18 protein-coding genes, 1 pseudogene and 1 riboswitch are annotated in these 25,126 nt (G+C 60.4%); of the genes and pseudogenes, 15 read left to right on the forward strand and 4 right to left on the reverse strand.

Going from position 1 to position 25,126, the window contains the following annotated elements:
• Together HX812_RS24645 and HX812_RS24650 are read right to left on the reverse strand one after the other, a co-directional pair.
• Window positions 1–188 (reverse strand): annotated as a pseudogene (locus HX812_RS24645) (ribonucleotide-diphosphate reductase subunit beta); the annotation flags it as partial.
• 486 nt (window positions 189–674) lie between these two features.
• Window positions 675–944 carry a DUF2790 domain-containing protein gene (locus HX812_RS24650; protein ID WP_038850351.1) on the reverse strand — a complete coding sequence of 90 codons (270 nt, stop codon included), beginning with the start codon at window positions 942–944 and terminating at the stop codon, window positions 675–677.
• A 397-nt stretch (window positions 945–1,341) separates the two neighbouring features.
• Between HX812_RS24650 and acs the strand changes: the two genes are divergently transcribed.
• From acs to argR, 7 genes are all read left to right on the forward strand, one after another.
• Window positions 1,342–3,297 carry an acetate--CoA ligase gene (gene acs / locus HX812_RS24655; protein WP_033902234.1) on the forward strand — a complete coding sequence of 652 codons (1,956 nt, stop codon included), beginning with the start codon at window positions 1,342–1,344 and terminating at the stop codon, window positions 3,295–3,297.
• 697 nt (window positions 3,298–3,994) lie between these two features.
• On the forward strand, window positions 3,995–4,780 hold the full coding sequence (locus HX812_RS24660; protein ID WP_038848991.1) for an ABC transporter substrate-binding protein: 786 nt from the start codon (window positions 3,995–3,997) through the stop codon (window positions 4,778–4,780).
• A gap of 91 nt (window positions 4,781–4,871) precedes the next feature.
• Window positions 4,872–5,561, forward strand: a complete 690-nt coding sequence (locus HX812_RS24665) for an ABC transporter permease (protein WP_010208305.1) — start codon at window positions 4,872–4,874, stop codon at window positions 5,559–5,561.
• Window positions 5,558–6,256 (forward strand): ABC transporter permease, encoded by a 699-nt coding sequence (locus HX812_RS24670; RefSeq protein WP_038848988.1) that lies wholly within the window; start codon window positions 5,558–5,560, stop codon window positions 6,254–6,256. Before HX812_RS24665 ends, HX812_RS24670 begins: the two co-directional genes overlap by 4 nt.
• Window position 6,257: 1 nt before the next feature.
• Window positions 6,258–7,370 (forward strand): succinylglutamate desuccinylase/aspartoacylase family protein, encoded by a 1,113-nt coding sequence (locus tag HX812_RS24675; RefSeq protein ID WP_038848986.1) that lies wholly within the window; start codon window positions 6,258–6,260, stop codon window positions 7,368–7,370.
• A gap of 27 nt (window positions 7,371–7,397) precedes the next feature.
• Window positions 7,398–8,162 carry an ABC transporter ATP-binding protein gene (locus HX812_RS24680; protein ID WP_005790637.1) on the forward strand — a complete coding sequence of 255 codons (765 nt, stop codon included), beginning with the start codon at window positions 7,398–7,400 and terminating at the stop codon, window positions 8,160–8,162.
• A 116-nt stretch (window positions 8,163–8,278) separates the two neighbouring features.
• Window positions 8,279–9,259 carry a transcriptional regulator ArgR gene (gene argR / locus HX812_RS24685; RefSeq protein ID WP_038848984.1) on the forward strand — a complete coding sequence of 327 codons (981 nt, stop codon included), beginning with the start codon at window positions 8,279–8,281 and terminating at the stop codon, window positions 9,257–9,259.
• A gap of 3 nt (window positions 9,260–9,262) precedes the next feature.
• Here the strand turns inward: argR and HX812_RS24690 are convergent, their stop codons facing one another.
• On the reverse strand, window positions 9,263–15,154 hold the full coding sequence (locus HX812_RS24690; RefSeq protein ID WP_038848981.1) for a dermonecrotic toxin domain-containing protein: 5,892 nt from the start codon (window positions 15,152–15,154) through the stop codon (window positions 9,263–9,265).
• A 245-nt stretch (window positions 15,155–15,399) separates the two neighbouring features.
• Between HX812_RS24690 and HX812_RS24695 the strand changes: the two genes are divergently transcribed.
• The 7 genes from HX812_RS24695 (at window position 15,400) to astE (ending at window position 23,105) form a co-directional block, all read left to right on the forward strand.
• A complete protein-coding gene (locus HX812_RS24695; RefSeq protein WP_038848979.1) occupies window positions 15,400–16,620 on the forward strand; it encodes an aspartate aminotransferase family protein in 1,221 nt (406 codons plus the stop codon).
• Between the two features lie 199 nt (window positions 16,621–16,819).
• Entirely contained in the window at window positions 16,820–17,839 is a 1,020-nt protein-coding gene (gene aruF / locus HX812_RS24700) for an arginine/ornithine succinyltransferase subunit alpha (protein ID WP_003175655.1), read from the forward strand.
• A gap of 51 nt (window positions 17,840–17,890) precedes the next feature.
• Window positions 17,891–18,916 (forward strand): arginine N-succinyltransferase, encoded by a 1,026-nt coding sequence (astA, locus tag HX812_RS24705; protein WP_033901301.1) that lies wholly within the window; start codon window positions 17,891–17,893, stop codon window positions 18,914–18,916.
• Window positions 18,913–20,382, forward strand: coding sequence for a succinylglutamate-semialdehyde dehydrogenase (gene astD, locus HX812_RS24710; protein ID WP_161630231.1), 1,470 nt, complete (start codon window positions 18,913–18,915; stop codon window positions 20,380–20,382). The genes astA and astD overlap by 4 nt, the downstream gene beginning before the upstream one ends.
• Before the next feature lie 45 nt (window positions 20,383–20,427).
• Window positions 20,428–21,774 carry an N-succinylarginine dihydrolase gene (gene astB / locus HX812_RS24715; protein WP_038844135.1) on the forward strand — a complete coding sequence of 449 codons (1,347 nt, stop codon included), beginning with the start codon at window positions 20,428–20,430 and terminating at the stop codon, window positions 21,772–21,774.
• Window positions 21,775–21,798: 24 nt separating this feature from the next.
• Window positions 21,799–22,089, forward strand: coding sequence for a hypothetical protein (locus tag HX812_RS24720; protein WP_003214319.1), 291 nt, complete (start codon window positions 21,799–21,801; stop codon window positions 22,087–22,089).
• 11 nt (window positions 22,090–22,100) lie between these two features.
• Complete coding sequence (gene astE / locus HX812_RS24725) at window positions 22,101–23,105, forward strand: succinylglutamate desuccinylase (RefSeq protein WP_038844132.1); 1,005 nt, start codon at window positions 22,101–22,103, stop codon at window positions 23,103–23,105.
• A gap of 42 nt (window positions 23,106–23,147) precedes the next feature.
• Here the strand turns inward: astE and HX812_RS24730 are convergent, their stop codons facing one another.
• Window positions 23,148–23,657, reverse strand: a complete 510-nt coding sequence (locus HX812_RS24730; RefSeq protein ID WP_038844130.1) for a 6,7-dimethyl-8-ribityllumazine synthase — start codon at window positions 23,655–23,657, stop codon at window positions 23,148–23,150.
• An 88-nt stretch (window positions 23,658–23,745) separates the two neighbouring features.
• A riboswitch (FMN riboswitch) is annotated at window positions 23,746–23,915 on the reverse strand.
• Window positions 23,916–24,106: 191 nt separating this feature from the next.
• Here HX812_RS24730 and ltaE point away from each other — a divergent pair.
• Window positions 24,107–25,111, forward strand: a complete 1,005-nt coding sequence (gene ltaE, locus HX812_RS24735) for a low-specificity L-threonine aldolase (RefSeq protein ID WP_038844128.1) — start codon at window positions 24,107–24,109, stop codon at window positions 25,109–25,111.
• Window positions 25,112–25,126 lie beyond the last annotated feature (15 nt).

The following is a 25,126-nucleotide window of genomic DNA, read 5'->3' on the forward strand; positions in this document are numbered from 1 at the left end:
TCGAGGGCGGCCTTGGCGCGCACGATGGCGGCGGAGTCACTGGCGGTGACGGCGCGGGCTTCGATGGCGGCGGCAGCGCCGGCACCGTCGAGGCGGTCCATGTTGGCTTCGGTGGCGTGGCCGGCGTTGGCGCCTTTGGTGGCTACTTCGCCTTCTTCTTCTTTGTCGAATTCGTCCCAGCTCAGCATGACGTGTCGTCTCCTGCGTGAGGGCTCAAAGGTGCCCGTGTGAAACCGGATGGTTGGGTGTTCACACGGCCCTGAGGCCGCGGTGGATCTTAAGGAATCGTTTGTTGCAGCTAGCGCACGCATTAAACGGAATAGGGTTACGGGTGGTCTGCGTGAGGCTTGAGGTGCGGAGCGGTAGGTGCTTGCTCCAGCGGGAGGCCTCAGGTCTGGCTCTTCATCCCAGTGTAAAGGGATATTGCAGGCCCGATTTACCCGCGCATTATAGGGAAAAAATCGACTTTGTGTTGTGGCGGATGGTCACGGATCGCAGACAAAAAGCCTGCTTTTCAAGCCAGGACGCGGGTTTGCTGGGGTTGGCCGAAGGGACGAGCGGCGGGATTTTTTTCGAGGGGGCACAACGAGGTAAGGAGGGGGGGCGGGTTCTTTGCCGCAAGAACGATTTCTTGCGGCGAATAAGGGCAGGTTCAGATCGAACGCATCAGGTTATTACCCGTTAGAGCAACCATTGCCCATCACGTGGTAATTAAGAATATGGCGCTGACCTTGTGAGTCTTCATATTCCATCTTCACCGGTACAACTTCGCAGACTTCCGGAATAGTGCTCATGGACAATACTTTGGCAACATCCAAGTGGGTGCTGTAAGTGTAGTCCTCGACGATCGGGGTGTTGCGGCCAGCTACGTCAGTCGGGGCTTCGTCGGCCAGGGCGGCGGTGGCGCACAAGCTGCTGAGGGCCATAACTACTAAAGCTTTCATTTCTCTATTTACCTTATTCAGGGCGAGTGGGGTCACGGGGCCCTTGTGAGGCCGCGTGTGTAACTTGAAAGTTGGGAAGTTCGGATTAACGTTGCCTTCGTGGGGGCTGTTGCGTTGTTAATCACAGTGCCTTGTTGGCGGAGTTGATTTTAGGCCCCCGGGTTATATTCATATACCCGTACTTTTGATAAACACTATTGGCGGTTTTTGTAACAATCCCGTGGTAAAGCTTTTTTCACAAAGCGGCCAAGCGCCGAAGGCCGCGGGCTTGAGGTGCACAAGGGGATATCAGGGCAATTTGTAGGGGCTTGTTACTACCATCGTCGAATGGTTCTATAGGTCGGCCCCGGCTACAACAGGGCCATACAAAAACAACTATGTCACCGAGGTAAGAAAGATGAGTGCGGCTTCCCTGTACCCCGTTCGCCCCGAAGTAGCAGCCAACACGCTGACCGACGAGGCGACCTACAAGGCCATGTACCAGCAGTCGGTGGTCAACCCCGATGGCTTCTGGCGCGAGCAAGCCAAGCGCCTTGACTGGATCAAGCCTTTCACCACGGTGAAGCAGACCTCGTTCGACGATCACCATGTCGACATCAAGTGGTTCGCCGATGGCACCCTGAACGTTTCCTACAACTGCCTGGACCGTCACCTCGCCGAGCGCGGTGACCAGGCGGCCATCATCTGGGAGGGCGACGACCCTGCCGAGAGCCGCACCATCACCTACCGTGAGCTGCATGAAGAAGTCTGCAAGTTCGCCAACGCCCTGCGCGGCCAGGATGTGCATCGCGGCGACGTGGTGACTATCTATATGCCGATGATCCCCGAAGCCGTGGTCGCCATGCTGGCGTGTACCCGCATCGGCGCGATCCATTCCGTGGTGTTTGGCGGTTTCTCGCCGGAAGCCCTGGCCGGTCGCATCATCGACTGTAAGTCGAAGGTGGTGATCACCGCCGACGAAGGCATCCGCGCCGGTAAGAAGATTCCGCTGAAGGCCAACGTCGACGACGCCCTGACCAACCCGGAAACCAGCAGCATCCAGAAGGTCATCGTCTGCAAGCGCACCAATGGCAACATCAAGTGGAACCAGCATCGCGACATCTGGTACGAAGACCTGATGAAAGTGGCGGGCACTGTGTGTGCGCCAAAAGAGATGGGCGCCGAAGAAGCGCTGTTCATCCTCTACACCTCGGGTTCCACCGGCAAGCCCAAGGGCGTGCAGCACACCACCGGCGGCTACCTGCTGTATGCGTCCCTGACCCATGAGCGCGTGTTCGACTACCGCCCAGGCGAAATCTACTGGTGCACCGCCGACGTCGGCTGGGTCACCGGCCACACGTATATTGTCTACGGCCCGCTGGCCAATGGCGCGACCACGCTGCTGTTCGAAGGCGTGCCGAACTACCCGGATATCACGCGGGTGGCGAAGATCGTCGACAAGCACAAGGTCAATATCCTCTACACGGCACCGACTGCCATCCGCGCCATGATGGCGTCCGGCACTGCGGCGTGCGAAGGCGCAGACGGCAGCAGCCTGCGCCTGCTCGGTTCGGTGGGTGAGCCGATCAACCCGGAAGCGTGGGACTGGTACTACAAGAACGTCGGCCAATCCCGTTGCCCGATTGTCGACACCTGGTGGCAGACCGAAACCGGCGGCAACATGATGAGCCCGCTGCCGGGCGCCCATGCGCTCAAGCCGGGTTCGGCGGCACGGCCATTCTTCGGCGTGGTGCCGGCGCTGGTGGATAACCTGGGCAACCTGATCGAAGGCGCTGCCGAAGGCAACCTGGTGATCCTCGATTCGTGGCCAGGCCAGGCACGTACGTTGTACGGCGACCATGACCGCTTCGTCGACACCTACTTCAAGACCTTCCGTGGCATGTACTTCACCGGTGACGGTGCGCGTCGTGACGAAGACGGTTACTACTGGATCACCGGCCGCGTGGATGACGTGTTGAACGTATCCGGCCACCGCATGGGCACCGCCGAGATCGAAAGCGCCATGGTTGCCCACCCGAAAGTCGCCGAGGCTGCCGTCGTCGGTGTGCCGCACGACATCAAGGGCCAGGGCATCTATGTGTATGTCACCCTCAAGAACGGCGAAGAGCCCAACGAAGCCCTGCGCCTGGAGCTGAAAAACTGGGTGCGCAAGGAAATCGGGCCGATCGCTTCGCCGGATGTGATCCAGTGGGCACCGGGCTTGCCGAAGACGCGCTCGGGGAAAATCATGCGCCGTATCCTGCGCAAGATTGCCACGGCCGAGTACGACGGGCTGGGGGATATCTCCACACTGGCGGACCCAGGCGTGGTCGCGCATTTGATTGAGACGCACAAGACTATGAACGTCGCGTAAGGCGCGATAGTCAGATAAAGCCCCATTCGGTGTGGACCGCGTGGGGCTTTTTTATGGAGGCATTGCAAGCAACGGAGATCACCTGTGGGAGCGGGCTTGCTCGCGAATGCGGTGGATCAGTTGGCTCATAGGTAGCTGACCCAACGCACTCGCGAGCAAGCCCGCTCCCACATTTGGAGTGCATTTCATGGCGAGCATTGGTGGTGGTCCGACAGGCGCACATAACCACCAAGCCAATAAATATCGGTTTCTCTCGTAGGAGATTTCTGAATGTTACCGTCGAACGCAAATGTGTAACCCGCCGCCCAAACATGAGGCAAAGTGCTACGCCCATGCCCCGAAAAACCGCGTTTTAGACACCCCGGTAAATAAGATTAAACGCCAGACTTGCCGTGCTAGAAGGGTTTGCGAATAATAGGCCCGCAATTTGCAGCGTCTACAGGTTTAATGTCTTTTGTCTCTGCATAAAAAACAGGGGCTGTCAATGAGCTGGAACCGCTTTCTCGGTGCTTCTGTAAATTGTTGTCGCATTGAGGAAATATCGGCTTCCGGCCTGTCGTTAGAATGCCGATCACTCGCTCGTCGTCTCCAGTGTGTAACTGGTGTAGGACGCAGCACCGCAATTCGGTTTCCCTTAAGTCGCATCGTGGGCCATGGCTCATATTGCTGTTTTGCCCTATACCGATGGAGTCCCAAGATGAAGAAACTCGTGCTGTTGGGCGCCCTGGCGCTGTCCGTGCTGTCCATGCAGGCTTTCGCTGAAGGCAAGCCCCTGAAAATTGGTATCGAAGCGGCTTACCCTCCGTTTGCCTCCAAAGCCCCCGATGGCAGCATCGTCGGTTTTGACTACGACATCGGCAACGCCCTGTGCGAAGAGATGAAGGTCAAGTGCACTTGGGTCGAGCAAGAGTTCGACGGCCTGATCCCAGCGCTGAAAGTGCGCAAGATCGACGCGATCCTGTCGTCCATGTCCATCACGGAAGACCGCAAGAAATCCGTGGACTTCACCAATCGCTACTACCTGACCCCAGCACGCCTGGTATTGAAGGAAGGCACTGCGGTCAGCGACAGCCTGGACGAACTCAAAGGCAAGAAAATCGGTGTACAGCGCGGTTCGATCCACGATCGTTTCGCCAAGGAAGTCCTGGCCCCTAAAGGCGCCACGGTTGTGCCTTACAGCTCGCAGAACGAAATCTACCTGGACGTGGAAGCCGGTCGCCTCGACGGCACCGTGGCTGACGCCACCCTGCTGCAGGAAGGTTTCCTCGACACCCCGGCCGGCAAAGGCTACGCGTTCACCGGCCCATCCTTCACCGACGTCAAATACTTCGGCGACGGCGTAGGCATCGCGGTTCGCAAGGGCGACAAGGAAAACCTGGACCGCATCAACGCGGCTATCGCGGCGATCCGCGCCAGTGGCAAGTACAAAACTATCCAAGACAAGTACTTCAACTTCGACATTTACGGCCCTGAAGCCAAGTAAATCGTCTTAGCGGTCTGTCCGAAATGGCGCAAGCAACAGAATTCCTGAGGTTTGCGCCATTTTTTCATCCCCCTTTTCGAGGACCTGAATCATGTTGAAAGGCTACGGGGCCGTCATCCTCGATGGCGCATGGTTGACGCTTCAGCTCGCCTTGTCGTCCATGGCCTTGGCCATTGTTCTGGGTCTGATCGGGGTCGCGTTACGCCTGTCGCCGGTGCGCTGGTTGGCCTGGCTGGGTGACTTGTACTCCACGGTGATCCGCGGAATCCCCGACCTGGTGCTGATCTTGCTGATTTTCTACGGCGGTCAGGACCTGCTCAACCGCGTCGCGCCGATGCTGGGCTACGACGACTATATCGACTTGAACCCCTTGGCCGCCGGTATCGGCACCCTGGGTTTCATCTTTGGCGCCTACTTGTCGGAAACCTTCCGCGGCGCCTTCATGGCCATTCCCAAGGGCCAGGCCGAAGCCGGCCTTGCGTATGGCATGAGCAGTTTCCAGGTGTTTTTCCGGGTGATGGTGCCGCAGATGATCCGACTGGCGATCCCCGGCTTCACCAACAACTGGCTGGTCCTCACCAAGGCGACTGCACTGATTTCGGTGGTGGGCCTGCAAGACATGATGTTCAAGGCCAAGCAGGCGGCAGACGCCACCCGCGAGCCTTTTACCTTCTTCCTCGCAGTGGCGGCGATGTACCTGGTGATCACCAGCGTGTCGTTGCTGGCCCTGCGTCATCTTGAGAAGCGCTACTCGGTAGGCGTAAGGGCGGCTGATCTATGATCTTCGACTACAACGTCATCTGGGAGGCCATGCCGCTGTACCTTGGCGGCCTGCTGACCACCCTGAAACTGCTCGCCATCTCGCTGTTCTTCGGCCTGCTTGCCGCCTTGCCTTTGGGCTTGATGCGCGTGTCCAAGCAGCCGATCGTCAATGGCGCGGCCTGGCTCTACACCTACGTGATCCGTGGCACGCCGATGCTGGTGCAGCTGTTTTTGATCTACTACGGTTTGGCCCAGTTCGAAGCCGTGCGCGAAAGTTTTATGTGGCCACTGCTGTCCAGCGCCACGTTCTGTGCGTGCCTGGCGTTTGCGATCAACACCAGCGCCTACACCGCCGAGATCATTGCCGGTAGCCTCAAGGCCACGCCCAATGGCGAGATCGAAGCGGCCAAGGCCATGGGCATGTCGCGCTACAAGCTGTACCGTCGCATCCTGCTGCCCTCGGCCCTGCGCCGGGCACTGCCGCAGTACAGCAACGAAGTGATCATGATGCTGCAGACCACCAGCCTGGCCTCCATCGTCACCCTGATCGACATCACCGGTGCCGCGCGCACGGTGAACGCCCAGTTCTACCTGCCGTTCGAAGCCTACATCACCGCCGGCGTGTTCTACCTGTGCCTGACCTTCATCCTGGTGCGCCTGTTCAAGTTGGCCGAGCGCCGCTGGCTGAGCTACCTGGCTCCACGGAAGCACTGATATGGAACGTATCGATCATCGGTTGCCTTGGGGGCACCTGGGCTGCGAGCGCCAACTGAGCGTATTCCGTTTCGGCCAGGGCGAGCGCAAGGCCTATATCCAGGCCAGCCTGCACGCTGATGAATTGCCCGGCATGCGCGCCGCGTGGGAGCTGAAAAAGCGCCTCACCGAACTGGAACAGCGAGGCGCGCTCAACGGTGTGATCGAGCTGGTGCCGGTGGCCAACCCGATGGGCTTGGGCCAACTGCTGCAAGGCAGTCACCAGGGACGTTTCGAGGTGGGCAGCGGCAAGAATTTCAATCGCGACTTCGTGGAGTTGAGCGAGCCGGTTGCCGAGTTGCTCAACGGCAAGCTGGGCGATGATCCTCACGCCAATGTGCGCATGATCCGTCAAGCAATGGCTGACGCGCTCAATGCGTTGCCCGAGCCAAGCAGCCAGCTGCAAGGCATGCAGCGTATATTGCTGAGCCATGCCTGCACCGCCGATGTGGTGCTCGACCTGCACTGCGACGCCGAAGCCGCCCTGCACATGTATGCACTGCCTCAGCATTGGCCGCAGTGGCGTTCGTTGTCGGCGCATTTGAATGTGAAGGTCGGCCTGCTGGCGGAAGACTCCGGTGGCAGTTCGTTCGATGAGGCCTGTTCGCTGCCATGGCTGCGTCTGTCCCAGATGTTTCCTGAGGCGCAAATCCCGTTGGCCTGCCTGGCGACTACGCTTGAGCTGGGCGGCCAGGCCGATACCGGGCGTGACGAGGCGATTTTCCACGCCGAAGGTATTCTCGCGTTCCTTGCTGAGCAGGGCCTGATCAAGGGCGAATGGCCTGCTCCGCAATTCGAACCTTGCGAAGGCGTGCCTTTCGAGGGCACCGAATTGTTGTTCGCGCCCCACGCCGGGGTGATCAGCTACCTGCGTAAAGCCGGTGAGTGGATCGAAAAAGGCGAGCCGATTTTTGAAGTGATTGATCCCCTGGAAGACCGCGTGAGTACTATTTGCGCAGGTACTTCGGGGGTGTTGTTTGCCGTTGAACGGCTACGTTATGCCCAAGCGGGTTTCTGGCTGGCCAAGGTGGCGGGGCGCGAAGCGCTGCGTCACGGGCGCTTGCTCAACGACTGACCACCTGTTTTTGTGAGAACCGACCGCATGTACAAACTTGAAGTCCAAGACCTGCATAAACGCTATGGCAGTCATGAAGTGCTCAAAGGCGTGTCCCTGGCCGCCGCAGCCGGTGATGTGATCAGCATCATCGGTTCCAGTGGTTCGGGCAAAAGTACTTTTTTGCGCTGCATCAACCTGCTGGAGCAGCCTCACGCCGGCAAGATCCTGCTCAACAACGAAGAGCTGAAGCTGGTCGCCAACAAGGACGGTGCCATGAAGGCTGCCGACCCTAAACAACTGCAGCGCATGCGTTCGCGCCTGTCCATGGTGTTCCAGCACTTCAACCTGTGGTCGCACATGACCGCGCTTGAAAACGTGATGGAAGCCCCGGTGCACGTGCTGGGCATGTCGAAGAAAGAAGCCCGTGAAAAGGCCGAGCATTACCTGGCCAAGGTCGGCGTGGGCCATCGTAAGGATGCGTTCCCTGGCCACATGTCTGGCGGCGAGCAGCAGCGCGTGGCTATCGCTCGCGCCCTGGCGATGGAACCGGAGGTGATGCTGTTCGACGAACCCACCTCGGCCCTCGACCCGGAACTGGTCGGTGAAGTACTCAAGGTGATGCAGGACCTGGCCCAGGAAGGCCGCACCATGGTAGTGGTGACCCACGAAATGGGTTTTGCCCGTGAAGTGTCGAACCAACTGGTGTTCTTGCACAAAGGTATCGTCGAAGAGCGGGGCAACCCGCGTGAAGTGCTGGTGAACCCGCAGTCCGAGCGTTTGCAGCAGTTTCTTTCCGGTAGCTTGAAATAATCAAGACTGCCGTTGTGCACTGATATAGGGCATGCTTCGCGCTTTGCGCAACATGCACTATGTTGGTGGTTGCCACTTTTGGCCTTAACACTGTTACTCGCTTCGGATAGCCCTCCATGACCGCCCATCGCATTGGTTTCCTGATTTGGCCCAGCACAAAAGCACTCACGCTTGCGCTGGCTGAGGAGGCCTTGCGCGTTGCCCAGCGGGTGCATCCGGACGTGGTCTACGAGCTGTCGTTCCTGCAGGCCGAACCTGCGACCGAAGGCGCCTGGCAATTGCCGGGAGAGCCATGGGCCGGCAAGCTGGAAGGGTTCCAGAAGCTGTTCCTGTTGGCCGATGAGCCGCCGACGGTCATTGCTTCCCAACTGAGCACCGCCCTCAAACAGCTTGTTCGGGCGGGATGCGTGATCGGCGGCTTATCGGCCGGTGTTTACCCACTGGCCCAGCTCGGCCTGCTCGACGGCTACCGCGCCGCCGTGCACTGGCGCTGGCAGGACGATTTCGCCGAGCGTTTCCCCAAGGTCATCGCCACCAGCCACCTGTTCGACTGGGACCGCGATCGCCTCACCGCTTGTGGTGGCATGTCGGTACTCGACCTGCTGCTGGCAGTACTGGCCCGTGATCATGGCGCCGAACTGGCCGGTGCGGTGTCCGAAGAACTGGTGGTGGAGCGCATTCGCGAAGGCGGCGAGCGCCAACGCATTCCACTGCAAAACCGCCTGGGCTCCAGCCACCCCAAGCTGACCCAGGCTGTGCTGTTGATGGAGGCGAATATTGAAGAGCCGCTGACCACCGACGAAATCGCCCAGCACGTCTGTGTGTCGCGACGACAACTGGAACGCATCTTCAAGCAATACCTCAATCGCGTTCCCAGCCAGTACTATCTGGAATTGCGCCTTAACAAAGCGCGACAGATGCTCATGCAAACCAGCAAGTCGATCATTCAGATCGGCCTGTCGTGCGGCTTCTCCTCGGGGCCGCACTTCTCCAGCGCCTACCGCAACTTCTTCGGCGCCACGCCGCGTGAAGACCGTAACCAGCGGCGCAGCAGCAGCCCGTTCGAATTGTCGTCGGTGCCGGCTGAACGGGGTTAGCCGTTACTCCTCTTCCATGGGCTCCACCAGGGGTTGTTGCAGTGGGTTGCCCAGCTCATCCATGGTCGCTTCGGCGACCTGGAAGTCAATGCCAGTCCTTCGATAGTAATCGCGCAGGTATCCAAGGCTTTGCGCTGACCAGGGGTTGCCGCTCAGGTCGGAGTCCTCATAGAAGGTTTGCAATATTTCCAGCAAGTCAGGTGTGATCTCGCGGATTTGGTTCTGGCTCAAGTCCAGGTATGCCAAGTTGGCTTGTTGGAACACGCCGCTGGGGAGTTCGGTTATCCGTGTATTGCGTAAGTGCAGGGAGTTGAGCTGCTGCAGGTTACTGACGTCCGGCGCGTGACCCAAAGGGTTGTCACTCAGATTCAGGAACTCCAGGGTCAGCAGTTCGTTCACGGAACGCGCAGTGGCCTCGGTCAGTGTAATTGCGCACCTGGGCAGTTCGAGCGTCGTCAGCTTGGGCAGCTCGAAGAGTGCGGTAGGCAAGCGGCCTAGCGTGCACCGGCTCAGGCTCAGCGTTTGCAGGTTGGGGAGGCTGCGCAGGAAGTTATCCACCTGAACGGTGGTTGTCTCACCTGAGAATCTGAAGTAGGTGACGTGCTCAAGGCGTGCGCGCAGCTCAGGCAGCGCACCCATGATTGGCGTTTCGATTATCAGCGTGTAGGTGGCGCTGTCATCCAGGTTTTCTTCGTCCCGCGCGCTTTCCCGGCGCCAGGCTTCTTCCAGCTGGCGTTTGAAGTTGAGGCGGTTGAGTTGCTCTTCGGCGCGAGCACCGAGGTCAAGTGGGACCCCCAGATTTGGGTGTTGCGTGGGGACATCCAGGGCCCATTCCTGAAGGTCGGCAGTCAGCTGTTCATACTCCGTTTCGAGGCGGCCGAGGGCAGTGTCGACATCACTCATTCTGCCGGGCAGTTCAAACACGAAGGCATCCGCTGCGCTCTCGCTCAGGGTGGGGTAAAGGCGCTGGGCCCATGCACGTTGCGCGGCGGGTGCCTGCGCCCTGAAGTGCTCCTGGGTGCGCTGGCAGTAGATCTTTATCTGGTCCAAGGCCTGCATCGACAACGGATTTCCCGACAAATCAAAGGCCTGGGTGACATCTCCCGGCAGCGTGAAAAGGGCAGGCGGCAGTTGTTCGATCGCGTTGGCACTCAGGTTGACGATGTGTCGCGGCAGCCCGTTCAGCAGGCTCGGCGGCACCGCGTCCAAGCCTGTGCTTTGCAACATAATCGCGCTCAAACCTGGCATACGGGTGAAGTCCGGGAGTTCTCCCACGGGATTTCCATTCAGGTTCAGGTGCTGCAGGCCGGGCATGCGCTCCAGCGCAGCGCGGGAGGACGGGGAGAGGGTGATCGAACAATTTCTCATTGTGAGCACCCACAGGTTGGGTTGGTCGAATATTGCCGGCGGTATATCCCCCAAGATGATTTTTTCCACATAGAGGACGCGCAGTTCAGGGAAGCAGGCGATGAATTCGGAGAAGTTGATCGCCTGGTCTGTGCCCATCAGTTGGAGCGCCCTGATGTGGCTGAATCGAACGTTGATCGACGGCAGTTGCCCGGACAGGGTGCTGGGGATCATCAGCGCATGTGCAGGATCTGCCGCAATTGCAGGTTCACGCCGCCAACTCCGTTCCAGCAAGTCGCGCAGGGCGGTTCTCCTGGCGAACTCTTGCGAGGCAAGATCGGGCGCGTTTTGCCAATGGGCGAGTTGCTCTTGCAGGGTTTGCAGCTCACCGGCCAGTCGGGCCAGCTCGATCTGGCCGGCTTCAAGCGAGCCGGGTAGACCGTAGATAAAACGATTGAGCCTGCCCTGGTTCAAACTCGGATAGAGCGCTTGAGCATCACGTATATCGGTAGGCGGCGCGTCGACTTCCCAATAGGTGTCATAGCGTTGAAAGTAAGCCTTGACCTGTTCCATCGTCGCGCGCGACAGCGGGTTTTCGTTGAAGTCAAACTCATCCGAATGTCTGGGAGGGCGCTCGAAGAGCGCGGCTGGTAGTTCATGTAATTGATTACCGCTGAACAGGCCTGTGCGCAAGTGGGTACGGCTGACCAAGCCGTCGGGCAATTGTGTGATGCCTGTCAGCGAGAGGTCGAGGTTGATCAGTGCCGGCATGGCTTCTACGCTCGGTGCCTGCCCCAATGGGTTGTCAAACAGCACCAGGGCTTTCAAACGGCTCATGGCTGCGATCTGCGCCCGGCTGGTGGGGGTGAGGGTGATGTTGCAGGTGCTCAAGTCCAGTGCGGTCAAGCGTGGCATGTCGTAGATCTGTGGCGGCGGGGTGCCTAAGTCAAAACCATCGATGCGCAAGTGTTGCAGTTGGCGAAAACGCACCAGAAACGCGTTTACGCCAGTGGTGTCGACGCTTCCCGACAGGGTTAGCAGTGATACATGGTCGAAGCTTGCGCTCATCGGCGGCAACGGACCGAACGTTGGCGTATTCAGGTGCAGGCTGTACCCGTCGTGGGCCACATTGTCGGCGGGATGAACAACCGGGGTTTCGCGGCGCCAGCAGCGTCTGAGCCTCGATGCAGTGAGGCGGCGGTTGCGACGTTCGATGCGTTGCTCCATCGCCGATAGAGGGTGGCCGGTACGCGGGTGATTGTTGGGAACCTGTTGTTCCCAGGTGCTCAGGTCCTGCGTCATTTGCGCATATTCCTGGGCGAGCACCGCAATTTCATTGGCCGCGCCACCTGGCAGGGTGTGCAGATGGTTGAGCAGCTCCTGGATCTGGCGTCCACGGAGCTGCGGATAGACGTTGTGTAAACGTGCCTGCAAGGTAGGTTGCGGTGCAGGCTGTGCGGGTTGGGCTGGGTATCCAGGGTCCAGTCCCAGCAAGCGCAGGGTGTCCAGGTTGGGTTCGCGCGGTGTCTCGACGCCCAGCACTTGCCGCAGTTCAGCGCGTTCCAGCGGGCGCTGGCGCAGTTGCTCTTTAAGTACCTTGCCCTGGTTGATGTGGATGCCCAAGGCGTCTCGCTGTGCGTCCGGCAGTGCGTTGAGAATGGCGGTGTACAAGTCGGTTTCACCGAACAGCGGACCTTTCTCATCGTGCGGCACATAGCGGCCTGTGGAGGTGCGCACCAGTGTGCGCAGCACCGGCGCGTCATCGGGGCCGACCTGCAACCAGCGCTCGCCCGTGGGCGTGAGGTGCCTGGCCTCCAGGCGGATTTGATCCGACCACCCCGGTTGCAGTTTCAACGTGTTCAGCGCCAGGCGATCACTGTCGATATTGTTGACGGCCTCCAGATGCTGGCCTTCATAGGCGCGGTTCATCCGCAGTTCGGCCAGCGCGTGGCGGGCCAGTTCGGCCAGGCGTGGCGGCGTGCGCCGGGCGTCCAGTGCCTGCAATTCATGACCGTTGGCCTCGGCGAGCAGTTGCTCGGCGACCGTTGCCGGCAGGCCCGGAGCGTTGTCTATCAGGTGTTGCGCGTGTGGTGTCTCGGGTATTTGTCGTTGGGCGTAGCGCGAATCAAACAAGGTCGCGCGATGGTTCTCAGCGAACCGCGCAAGTTGTTTGCGCAGTTGCTTCACGCGGTTTTCCAGGCTCAGCTCCGGGTCGGCGGCACGTTCGCCGAACTGCGCGCGGATTTCCTCCGGGCTCAGGGCTTGCACGACGGTCTCGAGCAGTTCGTCCTTGGCCAGTTGTGTTTCGGTAATCTGCACCGCTGGCATGCGGGGGTCACCAAACTCCCAGGTCGTATTACCTTTGGCATCCAGCATCCGTAGGGAGCGGGTCTTGGGCCAGTTGCCGTAAGTAGTGAGTAACTGGAGCATGTCTTGCGGGTCGACGTGTGCGTGCTGCCCAGGGTCTTCGCTGTCGAGCCGGTCGATCAGGGTTTGCAGGTTGCGGTCGATGTTTAAGCGGTCGAAGGTGTCATCCAGCAGTGGTGGCACCGGGTCGCCTCGGACATGCAGCTTGCGCAGGGCGTTTTCAGACACGCCGCTGAGGTTCAGCGCCAGTTCCCGGTCGGCCTCACTCAGCGCGCTGACGCCATGGCCCAGTCGGCGCAGCAGGGTCGGGCGGTCCCATTGCAAGGGTGTTTCCAGTTCCGTGTGCCAGGCGCCGGCGCCGTTGTGTTGCAGGCGCGGCGTGTAGGCGTCGGGCCGTGTTGGGTGTTTGATTACATAGCCTTCGCCGTCGTCGGACTTTTTCACGGCGTAGAGTTTGCCCTCAAGCGCCAGCATGGCTTCGCCGCGCACCTCGTGCAGGCCCAGCCTGCTTATGCCCAAGCGCGGCGGCAGGGTGATGTCTTGTTGATAAGCGGCAAGGTTGGCTCGCCAGTAACTTCTCTTGGCGTTGGCCAGCTTGACGGGTTTGAAGCGGTCAATGAATTCCAGTACCTCCTTGGGCAGGATTTTGCGTATCTCGGTGACGCCGATAATGCTGCCAGCGACAAAAACGCCTGCTTGCACCAGGGTCTGCATCAGGCTCATCAAGTGCCCCAACGCCTCCTTGGGCAAGCCTTCGGCCCAGTCAATGATGCCTTCAAAAACGTCATCGAGCAGTTGATAGGCCATGTAGCCCAGCATCAATTCCCCCAGCCCGGGAATAAACGGCGCGACGATCAACAGTGCGGCGTTGAGGATCGACGAAGCCACATTCACCAGCGAGTCCCACAGCGCCCAGCGGGCGTTGCGGTCGACCGTAGCCGTGGACACCACTTGGGTGCGCGCGTCGTTGAGAATCTTGTTGAGCTTTTGCTGATAGAGGTGCAGCCACACATCACCCGGGATCGTCGTCGCGACAAATTGCAGTTTGGGGTCGTCGGTCGGGTCCTTGCGCCACGGCGCCAGATTGCTGCCGCGTGTGGGGGGGTGCCAGGTGATCCGCGCGAGGCGCTGGCTCAAGTTGCCGAAAAATGCACCGCGGTGTTCGTGGGCGACAAAGCGGCTGAAAAACGTCTGGTAGTCGGCGTCGCGCAGTTGGCGGGTGAGTTCCTGTTTGAAGGCTAGCGGCGACACATATTCCTTCAGCGGGTGCTGCGGGTCGTCCGGCACGTAGGCCACCAAACGTTGCACTGAGAGGGTGGTTTCCAGGTTGGGGGCAAACAGCAGAATGCCTGTCAGCGGCGCGTTCATCATCTGCAGGTCGTGGCACTGCAAAGGCAGCGTGTCCAGCGTCAAGCCGGTGTGTCCTTGCAGCAGGTTTTCGAGCTGCCGCGCGTAGTCATCCTGGATATCGCCGCGTAGCCGCGCCAGGTGAAGAGCCGCGCGCAGGGCGGCTTTCTGGCTGGCGTCGACCTTGGCCTGCAGCACGGCGGCGCTGACCGGTTCGGTCAGGCCCAGTTGCTTGCGCAGATAAGACTGATAGCGGGCGCCGATATCCAGCTCGCGGCAGAGGCCGGTGAACGTGGTAATGCTGAGTTTTTGTTGAATGGCAGGCAGGGTTTCGAATTGGCCGTTGGCAGAGGGTTGAGTGATAAATGCCGATTCGGGCTCAAAGGCACCTTCGACGGTTTCGCCGTGTTCGAAGTTGTGCAGCGCGGCGTCGAGCAGCGACACCGTCCAGGTGCGCGCGGCACCGGTGGGGATCGAGAACACGGTGGCGGTCAGGGGAATGTAGAACCGCAGGTAGACGGTCTCGCTGTTGAGGTCCAGGCCAAAGCGGGTCAACAAGGCTTCTTCAAGTGCCTCACGGGCAAATTCCCGAGGGCCTTGTACGTTTTTGAGGGCGCTATCGACCGCATTCTGCGCGCCCCAGTGAGCGGCGTTCAGGCGTTTTAGCTCAGCTTGTTGTTGCGTGTTGGCGTGTAACGGTCGTGGCTGGGCCTGGGACAGGGCCTGATGTTTGGCGCTGGAGGCCGCCCCAAGCCAGGTTGGAATGGCCGTTTTCAAGAGCTCATAGTGGCTGTCGGGTTGGTCGGTATCGGAAGGAACCGAGGGAGTACTCATTCTGAATCTCTGATAGGCAGGAAAGCACATCAGTAGATCAGCGCGTTTCGCGCCGCCGACTCTAGATAGTTAGTTTAAACTGCGCCATTGCGACGCTATTTGTCGCATTGGCGTAAACCCGCCAAAATCGCGGGTTGGCGCTATAAGAAGTTGTCGCTTGGCGGCAAGGCCGCGCTGAAAACTGTCCTTACAATCCCTGCATCGCCCGCCAGTTCCAGGCAGGCGTTCCTCTTCAGGAGACTCCGATGTCCGTTGAGCAAGCCCCGGTGCAACGTGCCGATTTCGACCAGGTCATGGTGCCTAACTACGCACCGGCCGCATTCATTCCTGTACGTGGCGAAGGTTCGCGCGTGTGGGACCAGGCGGGTCGCGAGCTGATCGACTTTGCCGGCGGCATCGCGGTCAACGTGTTGGGCCACGCCCACCCGGCGCTGGTCGGTGCACTGACCGAACAGGCCAACAAGCTGTGGCACGTCTCCAACGTTTTCACCAATGAGCCGGCGCTGCGCCTGGCCCACAAGCTGATCGACGCCACCTTTGCCGAGCGTGTTTTCTTCTGCAACTCCGGCGCTGAGGCCAACGAGGCCGCGTTCAAGCTGGCCCGTCGCGTCGCGTTCGACCGTTTCGGCAGCGAGAAGTACGAGATCATCGCGGCGCTGAACAGCTTCCACGGCCGTACCCTGTTCACCGTCAACGTCGGTGGCCAGTCCAAGTACTCCGATGGTTTCGGTCCTAAAATCACCGGTATCACGCACGTTCCTTATAACGACCTGGCTGCGCTGAAAGCTGCTGTGTCGGACAAGACCTGCGCTGTTGTACTGGAGCCGATCCAGGGCGAAGGCGGCGTACTGCCGGCCGAGCTGGCTTACCTGCAAGGCGCCCGCGACCTGTGTGACGCCAACAACGCGCTGCTGGTGTTCGACGAAGTGCAGACCGGCATGGGCCGCAGCGGCCACCTGTTCGCTTACCAGCATTACGGCGTGACCCCGGACATCCTCACCAGCGCCAAGAGCCTGGGCGGCGGTTTCCCGATCGCAGCCATGCTCACCACCGAAGCGCTGGCCAAGCACCTGGTCGTCGGCACCCACGGCACCACCTACGGCGGCAACCCGCTGGCGTGTGCGGTGGCCGAAGCGGTAATCGACGTGATCAACACCCCAGAAGTGCTGGCTGGCGTGAATGCCAGGCACGACCTGTTCAAGGCGCGCCTGGAGCAGATCGGCAAGCAGTACGGCATCTTCACCGAAGTGCGTGGCATGGGCCTGTTGCTCGGTTGCGTGCTGAGCGATGCGTTCAAGGGCAAGGCCAAGGACGTGTTCAACGCGGCCGAGAAAGAAAACCTGATGATCCTGCAAGCCGGCCCGGACGTGGTGCGTTTTGCGCCGAGTTTGGTGGTGGAAGAGGCGGATATCAAGGAAGGCCTGGACCGTTTTGAGCGTGCTGTGAAGGCGCTGACCCAAGCCTGATAGCAACACATTTTGCTTGCCGGACCGTTTCCAAATGTGGGAGCGGGCTTGCTCGCGAAAGCGGTAGTTCAGTCGCCAGGTGCATTGACTGACAGATTGCATTCGCGAGCAAGCCCGCTCCCATATTTGGGCCTGAGTTGAATCAGGCACTGTCCGGCATTTTTCCCTCTATGAGTTTTTCGAGTTAAGGAGTGACACCATGCTGGTGATGCGCCCCGCGCAAATGGCTGATCTGGGCGAGGTACAGCGTCTGGCTGCGGACAGCCCGATTGGTGTCACCTCCTTGCCGGATGATGTGGAACGCCTCAGCGACAAGATCGCCGCCAGCGAAGCGTCTTTCGCGGCCGAGGTCAGTTTCAATGGCGAAGAGAGTTATTTCTTCGTGCTCGAAGACACCGAGACCGGCAAGCTCGCCGGTTGCTCGGCCATCGTCGCCTCGGCCGGCTACTCGGAACCCTTCTACAGTTTCCGTAACGAGACCTTCGTGCACGCCTCCCGCGAGCTGAAGATCCACAACAAGATCCACGTGCTTTCCCAGTGCCACGACCTCACCGGCAACAGCCTGCTCACCAGTTTCTACGTGGTGCCTGAGCTGGTCGGTTCGCCGTGGTCGGAACTCAATTCCCGTGGCCGCCTGCTGTTTGTCGCCAGCCACCCCGAGCGCTTTGCCGACTCGGTGGTGACCGAGATCGTCGGCTACAGCGATGAGAACGGTGACTCACCGTTCTGGGACGCCATCGGGCGCAACTTCTTCGACCTCAATTACGCCGCCGCCGAGCGCCTGTGTGGGCTGAAAAGCCGTACCTTCCTCGCCGAGCTGATGCCGCACTACCCGATCTACGTACCGCTGCTGCCGGACGAAGCCCAGGAAGCCATGGGCCAGGTGCACCCGCGTGCGCAGATCACCTTCGACATCCTCATGCGCGAAGGCTTCGAGACTGACCATTACATCGACATCTTCGACGGTGGCCCGACGCTGCATGCACGGGTGTCGGGCATTCGTTCGATTGCCCAGAGCCGCGTGGTACCGGTGAAGATCGGTGAGATGGTCAAGGGTGTCGGTCGCCAGTACCTGGTGAGCAACGCGCAGTTGCAGGATTACCGCGCGGTGATGCTGGAACTGGACTACGCGCCGGGTAAACCGGTGACGTTGGACCTGGCTGCGGCCGAAGCCCTGGGTGTTGGTGAAGGCGCGAGTGTGCGCCTGGTAGCGGTTTAAAAAGAGAGTTTCGCGGGTGGCTGACAACAGCGGCCCGTTCGAGGAGATAGCATGATCGTTCGTCCCGTACGCAGCAGCGATTTACCGGCCCTGATTGATCTGGCGCGCAGCACCGGCACCGGCCTCACTACCTTGCCGGCCAACGAAGAGCGCCTGACCCACCGCGTGGGCTGGGCCGAGAAAACCTTTCGCGGCGACGCCGGGCGCGGCGATGCCGACTACCTGTTCGTGCTGGAAAACGACGAAGGCCGCGTGGTGGGGATTTCTGCCATTGCTGGCGCCGTTGGCCTGCGTGAGCCTTGGTACAACTTCCGGGTCGGCCTGACAGTCAGCGCCTCCCAGGAGCTGAACATCTACCGCGAGATCCCGACGCTGTTCCTGGCCAACGACCTCACCGGCAACTCCGAGCTGTGCTCGTTGTTCCTGCACGCCGATTACCGCACCGGCCTCAACGGTCGCATGCTGGCCAAGGCGCGCATGTTGTTTATCGCGGAGTTCCCGCAACTGTTCGGCAACAAGATCATTGCCGAGATGCGCGGCGTCTCCAACGAAGCGGGGCGTTCGCCGTTCTGGGAAAGCCTGGGCCGGCATTTCTTCAAGATGGAATTCAGCCAGGCCGATTACCTCACCGGCGTGGGCAACAAGGCGTTTATCGCCGAGCTGATGCCGAAGTTTCCGCTGTACAGCTGCTTCCTGTCCGAAGACGCACGCAACGTGATCGGCAAGGTCCACCCGGACACCGAGCCGGCGCTGAGCATGCTCAAAAGCGAAGGCTTCAGCTACCAGGGCTATGTCGACATCTTCGACGCGGGACCTGCGGTGGAATGTGAAACCACCAAGATCCGCGCCGTACGCGACAGCCAGTCACTGGTGCTGGCCATCGGCACGCCGGGGGACGACGCCACGCCGTTCCTGATCCATAACCGCAAGCGCGAAGAGTGCCGCATTACCGCCGCACCGGCTCGCCTGGCGGCAGGCACGCTGGTGGTCGATCCACAGACTGCCAAGCGCCTGCAACTGGTGGTGGGTGATCAAGTGCGTGCTGTTCCGTTGTCTGCTGCTCGGGAGTCGAAATAATGAATTCGCTGTATATCGCAGGTAGCTGGCTGGCTGGCCAGGGTGAGCTGTTTGAATCGCGCAACCCGGTGACCCAGCAGGTGCTGTGGGCCGGCAATGGCGCCACGGCCGAGCAGGTTGAGTCCGCCGTGCAGGCCGCGCGACAGGCATTTCCGGCCTGGGCCAAGCGCCCGCTGGAAGAGCGCATCGCTATTCTGGAGACCTTCGCCGCCACCCTGAAAAACCGTGCCGACGAAATCGCCCGTTGCATCGGTGAGGAAACCGGCAAGCCGCTGTGGGAATCGGCCACTGAAGTCACCAGCATGGCCAACAAGATCGCGATCTCGGTGCAAAGCTACCGCGAGCGTACCGGCGAGAAGAGCGGCCCGCTGGGCGACGCCACCGCCGTGCTGCGCCACAAACCTCACGGCGTGGTGGCGGTGTTTGGCCCGTACAACTTCCCTGGCCATTTGCCCAACGGCCATATTGTCCCGGCGCTGCTGGCGGGCAACACCGTGCTGTTCAAGCCGAGCGAGCTGACCCCTAAAGTCGCCGAGCTGACCGTGCAATGCTGGATCGAAGCCGGCCTGCCGGCGGGTGTGTTGAACCTGCTGCAAGGCGCGCGGGAAACCGGTATTGCGCTGGCGGCCAACCCTGGTATCGACGGGTTGTTCTTCACGGGCTCCAGTCGCACCGGCAATCACTTGCACCAGCAGTTCTCCGGGCGCCCGGACAAGATCCTAGCGCTGGAAATGGGCGGCAATAACCCGTTGGTGGTGGACGAAGTCGCGGATGTGGATGCGGCGGTGTACACCATTATCCAGTCGGCGTTTATCTCGGCCGGCCAGCGTTGCACCTGTGCCCGACGCCTGCTGGTGCCGGAAGGCGCGTGGGGCGATGCGTTGCTGGCGCGCCTGGTGGCGGTCAGCGCGACGATCGAGGTGGGCGCTTTTGATCAGCAACCCGCGCCGTTCATGGGCTCGGTGATCTCCCTCGCGGCGGCCAAAGCCTTGATGGACGCCCAGGAACTGATGCTCGCCAATGGCGCCGTGGCGCTGCTGGAAATGACTCAGCCCCAGGATCAGGCAGCCTTGCTGACCCCTGGCATCATCGACGTGACTGGCGTGAGCGAGCGCGAAGACGAAGAACTGTTCGGCCCGCTGTTGCAGGTGATCCGCTACGCTGATTTCGAAGCGGCGATTGCCGAGGCCAACAACACCCAGTACGGCTTGGCTGCCGGCTTGTTGTCGGACTCCGAAGCGCGCTACCAGCAGTTCTGGCTGGAAAGCCGCGCGGGCATCGTCAACTGGAACAAACAACTGACCGGCGCCGCCAGTACCGCGCCGTTCGGTGGGGTAGGGGCGTCGGGCAACCATCGCGCCAGTGCCTATTACGCGGCGGATTATTGCGCGTACCCGGTGGCCTCGCTTGAGACCCCGAGCCTGGTGTTGCCAGCCGTGCTGACACCCGGCGTGCGATTGTCCTGATTGCTATTGATGCCTATAAAAACAGATGTTCGTGGAGCCTCGCCGATGAAATCCTATGAAGTCAATTTTGACGGTCTAGTGGGGCCGACCCATAACTACGGCGGTTTGTCCTTCGGCAACGTCGCGTCCCAGAGCAACAGCCAGCAGCATTCCAACCCCAAGGAAGCGGCGTTGCAGGGCCTGCAGAAGATGAAAGCCCTGATGGACATGGGTTTTGTGCAAGGTGTGTTGGCACCTCAAGAACGTCCTGATGTGGCCGCCTTGCGCAGCCTGGGTTTCAGCGGCACCGACGCGCAAGTGATCCAGCAAGCGGCCAAGGATGCGATGCCGTTGCTGGTCGCGAGTTGCTCCGCATCGAGCATGTGGGTGGCCAACGCCGCCACCGTCAGCCCAAGCGCCGATACCTTTGACGGCCGCGTGCATTTCACCGCCGCCAACCTCAACTGCAAATACCACCGCAGCATCGAACACCCGACCACCAGTCGTGTGTTGGGCGCGATGTTTGCCGATGATAAACACTTCGCCCACCACGCCGCGTTGCCGGCGGTGGCGCAGTTCGGTGATGAAGGCGCGGCCAACCACACGCGCTTCTGCCGTGACTATGGCGAAGCGGGCGTCGAATTTTTTGTGTTTGGTCGCAGCGCGTTCGACCCCCGTTACCCGGCGCCGCAGAAATATCCGGCGCGCCAGACCCTTGAAGCCTCTCAGGCGGTCGCACGCCTGCACGGCTTGAAGGATGACGGCGTGGTCTACGCCCAACAGAACCCGGCAGTGATCGATGCGGGCGTGTTCCACAACGACGTGATTGCGGTCGGCAACGGCGAAGTACTGTTCTATCACGAGGACGCGTTTCTCAATACCGAGCAGATGCTCGCCGAACTGCAAGGGAAATTGGGCAAGCTGGGCGGCAACTTCCAGTCCGTCTGCGTGCCCCGCGCCCAGGTCAGTGTCGAAGACGCGGTACGTTCCTACCTGTTCAACAGCCAATTGTTGAGTCGCGCTGACGGCTCGATGCTGCTGATCGTGCCGGAAGAGTGCCGTGCCAATGAGCGCGTCTGGCAGTACCTGCAAGGACTGACCGCTGCCGGTGGTCTGATCCGCGAAGTGAAGGTGTTCGACCTCAAGCAAAGCATGCAGAACGGCGGCGGCCCGGCGTGCCTGCGTTTACGTGTGGCGTTGAACGAAACGGAGCTGGCGGCGGTGAATCCAGGCGTTATCATGACCGCGCCGTTGTACGAAACACTGACTCAGTGGGTAGGCAAGCACTACCGCGACAGCCTGCGCGAAAGCGACTTGGCTGACCCGCAATTGCTGCTTGAATGCCGGACGGCACTGGATGAACTGACGCAAATCCTTAAACTGGGCGCTGTTTATCCTTTCCAGATCAATTAAACGCCGCATGGCTGAGAGCTATTTATGACCACCGACACCCTGAAACTGATTCTTGAAGACACCGACGGCACCCAGCTGGAAACTTCCTGCACCCGCGTCGCCGTGGTCTGGCAGGGCAAGGAGATCTGGATCCAGCACGACGGCCGTGGCCAACTGCTGATCGGCGTGGACGTGGAAGAAGGTGACGCCGAGTACGCCAACCTGCTGATGCGCCCACTGGCCACCAACCTGATGAGCCTGCAACTGGAAATGGAACCGGCCGACGTTGAAGGTGATGACGACGATCACGTCCACGGCCCAGGCTGCAACCACTAAGGAAGCTGCGTATGCTCGCCCTCGGCAAACTGCTTGAACTGACCCTCGCCGGTCGTGAACCGGCGCAAAAAATTCAACTGACTGTCGACGGCGTGCAAATGCGCTGGCTCAGCGAAGGCGCGCTTGAAGTGCGCCCACCTGAAGCGAAGGACAATGGCGGCGACCTGTTGCTGTCGTCCGGCATCCATGGCAACGAAACCGCGCCGATCGAACTGCTCGACCGCCTGTTGCATGGTATAGCCCGTGGGGAAATCAAACCCCGTACCCGTATTCTGTTCCTGTTCGGCAACCCCGAGGCCATGCGCCGCGGCGAACGTTACCTGGAACTTGACGTCAACCGGCTGTTCAACGGCCGTCACGAAAAAAACATCGGCCCCGAGGCCATGCGTGCCGCCGAGCTTGAGCAACTGGCTCGTAGCTTCTTCTGCCAGCCTGGCCGTTCACGCCTGCATTACGACCTGCACACGGCCATTCGTGGCTCGAAGATCGAGCAGTTCGCGTTGTACCCGTGGAAGGACGGCCGTCAGCATTCGCGCCATGAACTGGCCCGCCTGCGCGCTGCCGGCATGGAAGCGGTGCTGTTGCAGAACAAGACCTCGATCACCTTCACCGCGTTTACCTACGAGCAATTGGAGGCTGAGGCTTTCACCTTGGAACTGGGCAAGGCGCGGCCGTTCGGGCAGAACGAGGGCGTGGACGTGTCCCGCCTGGAAACCCGCCTGAAGCAGATCATTGAAGGCAACGAGCCGGAAACCGAGAGCCTGGATGGTCTGCAACTGTTTGCCGTGTCCCGTGAAATCATCAAGCACAGCGATTCGTTCCTGATGCACCTGCCGGCGGATGTGGAGAACTTCTCGCCGTTGGCGCAGGGCTATTTGTTGGCTGAGGACGTGGCCAAGACCCGCTGGGTGATCGAGGAGGAGGGGGCGCGCATCATTTTCCCCAACCCGAAGGTGAAGAATGGTTTGCGAGCGGGGATATTGATTGTGCCGACGACGGACGCTGGCCTGGCCTGAAAAAGAAAAAACCCGGTTTTTACACCGGGTTTTTTGTGTCTCTTAGACGGCTACAGCCCGTGGCTCGCTGCGACGAATCGCACGCACCTTGTGCAGGGTATCGGCGCAGGTGCGTGCAGCTTCCTGGCCTTTGTGCACGAAGTGCTCGTAGAAGAAGGTCTGGTGTTCGCTGCCCGCGTGGAAGTGATGCGGGGTCAGGGATACGGAGAACACCGGCACTTCAGTTTCCAACTGCACCTGCATCAGGCCGCTGACCACCGATTGAGCGACGAACTCGTGGCGGTAGATGCCACCGTCCACCACCAGCGCGGCAGCAACGATACCGGCATAACGGCCGGTCTTGGCCAGCAGCTTGGCGTGCAGGGGCATTTCAAAGGCGCCGCCGACTTCGAAGAAATCGATGTCCGATTCCTGGTAGCCCTGGGCGATCATTTCCGCGAGGAAGCCTTTGCGCGATTGGTCGACAATATCCTTGTGCCAGCAGGCCTGGATAAATGCGACGCGCTCGCCGTGGTGGTTTTTGCTTTTGCTGTCGATTGCGGTGGGTTGCATGTTCTGACTCCTGTTTAAGAAAAAAACAGGGCGTTATGAATCGAATGGGATTTAAGGGTACGCAAGACGAGCGGCCCTTAGGTGCCAATCCCGTTCTCTCTTCATCCGGACTATGACCGTCGGCCCCGGGATCACACCGGGTCTGCTGACCTTGTCGCCGTCCTGCGTGAGCAGTTCGAGGCGCCAAGCGCTCGCGGGCTATACACATTGCGTGTAATTACCGCCGGTGGGGAATTGCACCCCGCCCTGAGAACGTTGCCACCAGAACCCTGGCGGCGGAGAGTTTTTAACATGGTTTTTCGAAAACTGCACGATTGCCGTATCGATAACCTATATCGGTTTGTTTGGTTGGTATTCGATTGAATGCGTGGGGGGCTTGATATTCCGTGGCGTTGCCCGCAGTAATCACACTCGAAAGGAACTTACTCAACCCTTCAGAGGCTTGTTTCATGTCTGTGATCGACCTGCGCAGCGACACCGTGACCCAACCCACCCCCGGCATGCGGGACGCGATGGCTGCTGCCGTCAGCGGCGATGACGTGTATGGCGAAGACCCCAGCGTCAATCACCTCGAAGCCGAGCTGGCCAAGCGCCTGGGCTTTGCCGCTGCGTTGTTCGTCCCGACCGGCACCATGAGCAACCTGCTGGCGTTGATGGCCCACTGTGAGCGCGGCGAGGAATACATTGTCGGCCAGCAGGCCCATACCTACAAATACGAAGGCGGTGGCGCGGCGGTGCTCGGTTCGATCCAGCCGCAACCCCTGGACGTGCAGGCCGATGGCTCACTGGACCTGGACCATGTATTGGCGGCGATCAAGCCCGACGACTTCCACTTCGCCCGCACCCGCTTGCTGGCGCTGGAAAACACCATGCAAGGCAAGGTATTGCCACTGGATTACCTGGCAAAGGCACGGGCGTTCACCCGTGAGCATGACCTGGCCCTGCATCTGGATGGCGCGCGGCTCTACAACGCAGCGGTCAAGCTCGGCGTGGATGCGCGCGAGATTGCCCAGCATTTCGATTCGGTGTCGGTGTGCCTGTCCAAAGGCCTCGGCGCACCAATTGGCTCGGTGCTGTGCGGTTCCACGGCGTTGATCGCCAAGGCCCGGCGCCTGCGCAAGATGGTCGGCGGCGGCATGCGCCAGGCCGGCTCGTTGGCGGCAGCGGGGTTGTATGCCCTGGATCACCAGGTTCAGCGCCTGGCCGACGACCACGCCAACGCCCAATGGCTGGGCGATGCGTTGCGCCAAGCCGGTTATGAGGTGGAGCCGGTGCAGACCAACATGGTCTACGTGCAGATCGGTGACCAGGCACAGGCCTTGAAGACATTTGCCGCCGAACGCGGGATCACGTTGAGCGCCGCCCCGCGCCTGCGCATGGTCACGCATTTGGATGTCAGCCGGGCGCAGATCGAGCAGGTAGCGCAGACATTCGTCGAATTTTCGCGGAAATGACAGTGCAGGCCGTCT

Origin of the sequence: Pseudomonas sp. IPO3749, assembly GCF_013386605.1 — a bacterium.
Taxonomy (GTDB): domain Bacteria; phylum Pseudomonadota; class Gammaproteobacteria; order Pseudomonadales; family Pseudomonadaceae; genus Aquipseudomonas; species Aquipseudomonas azotoformans_A.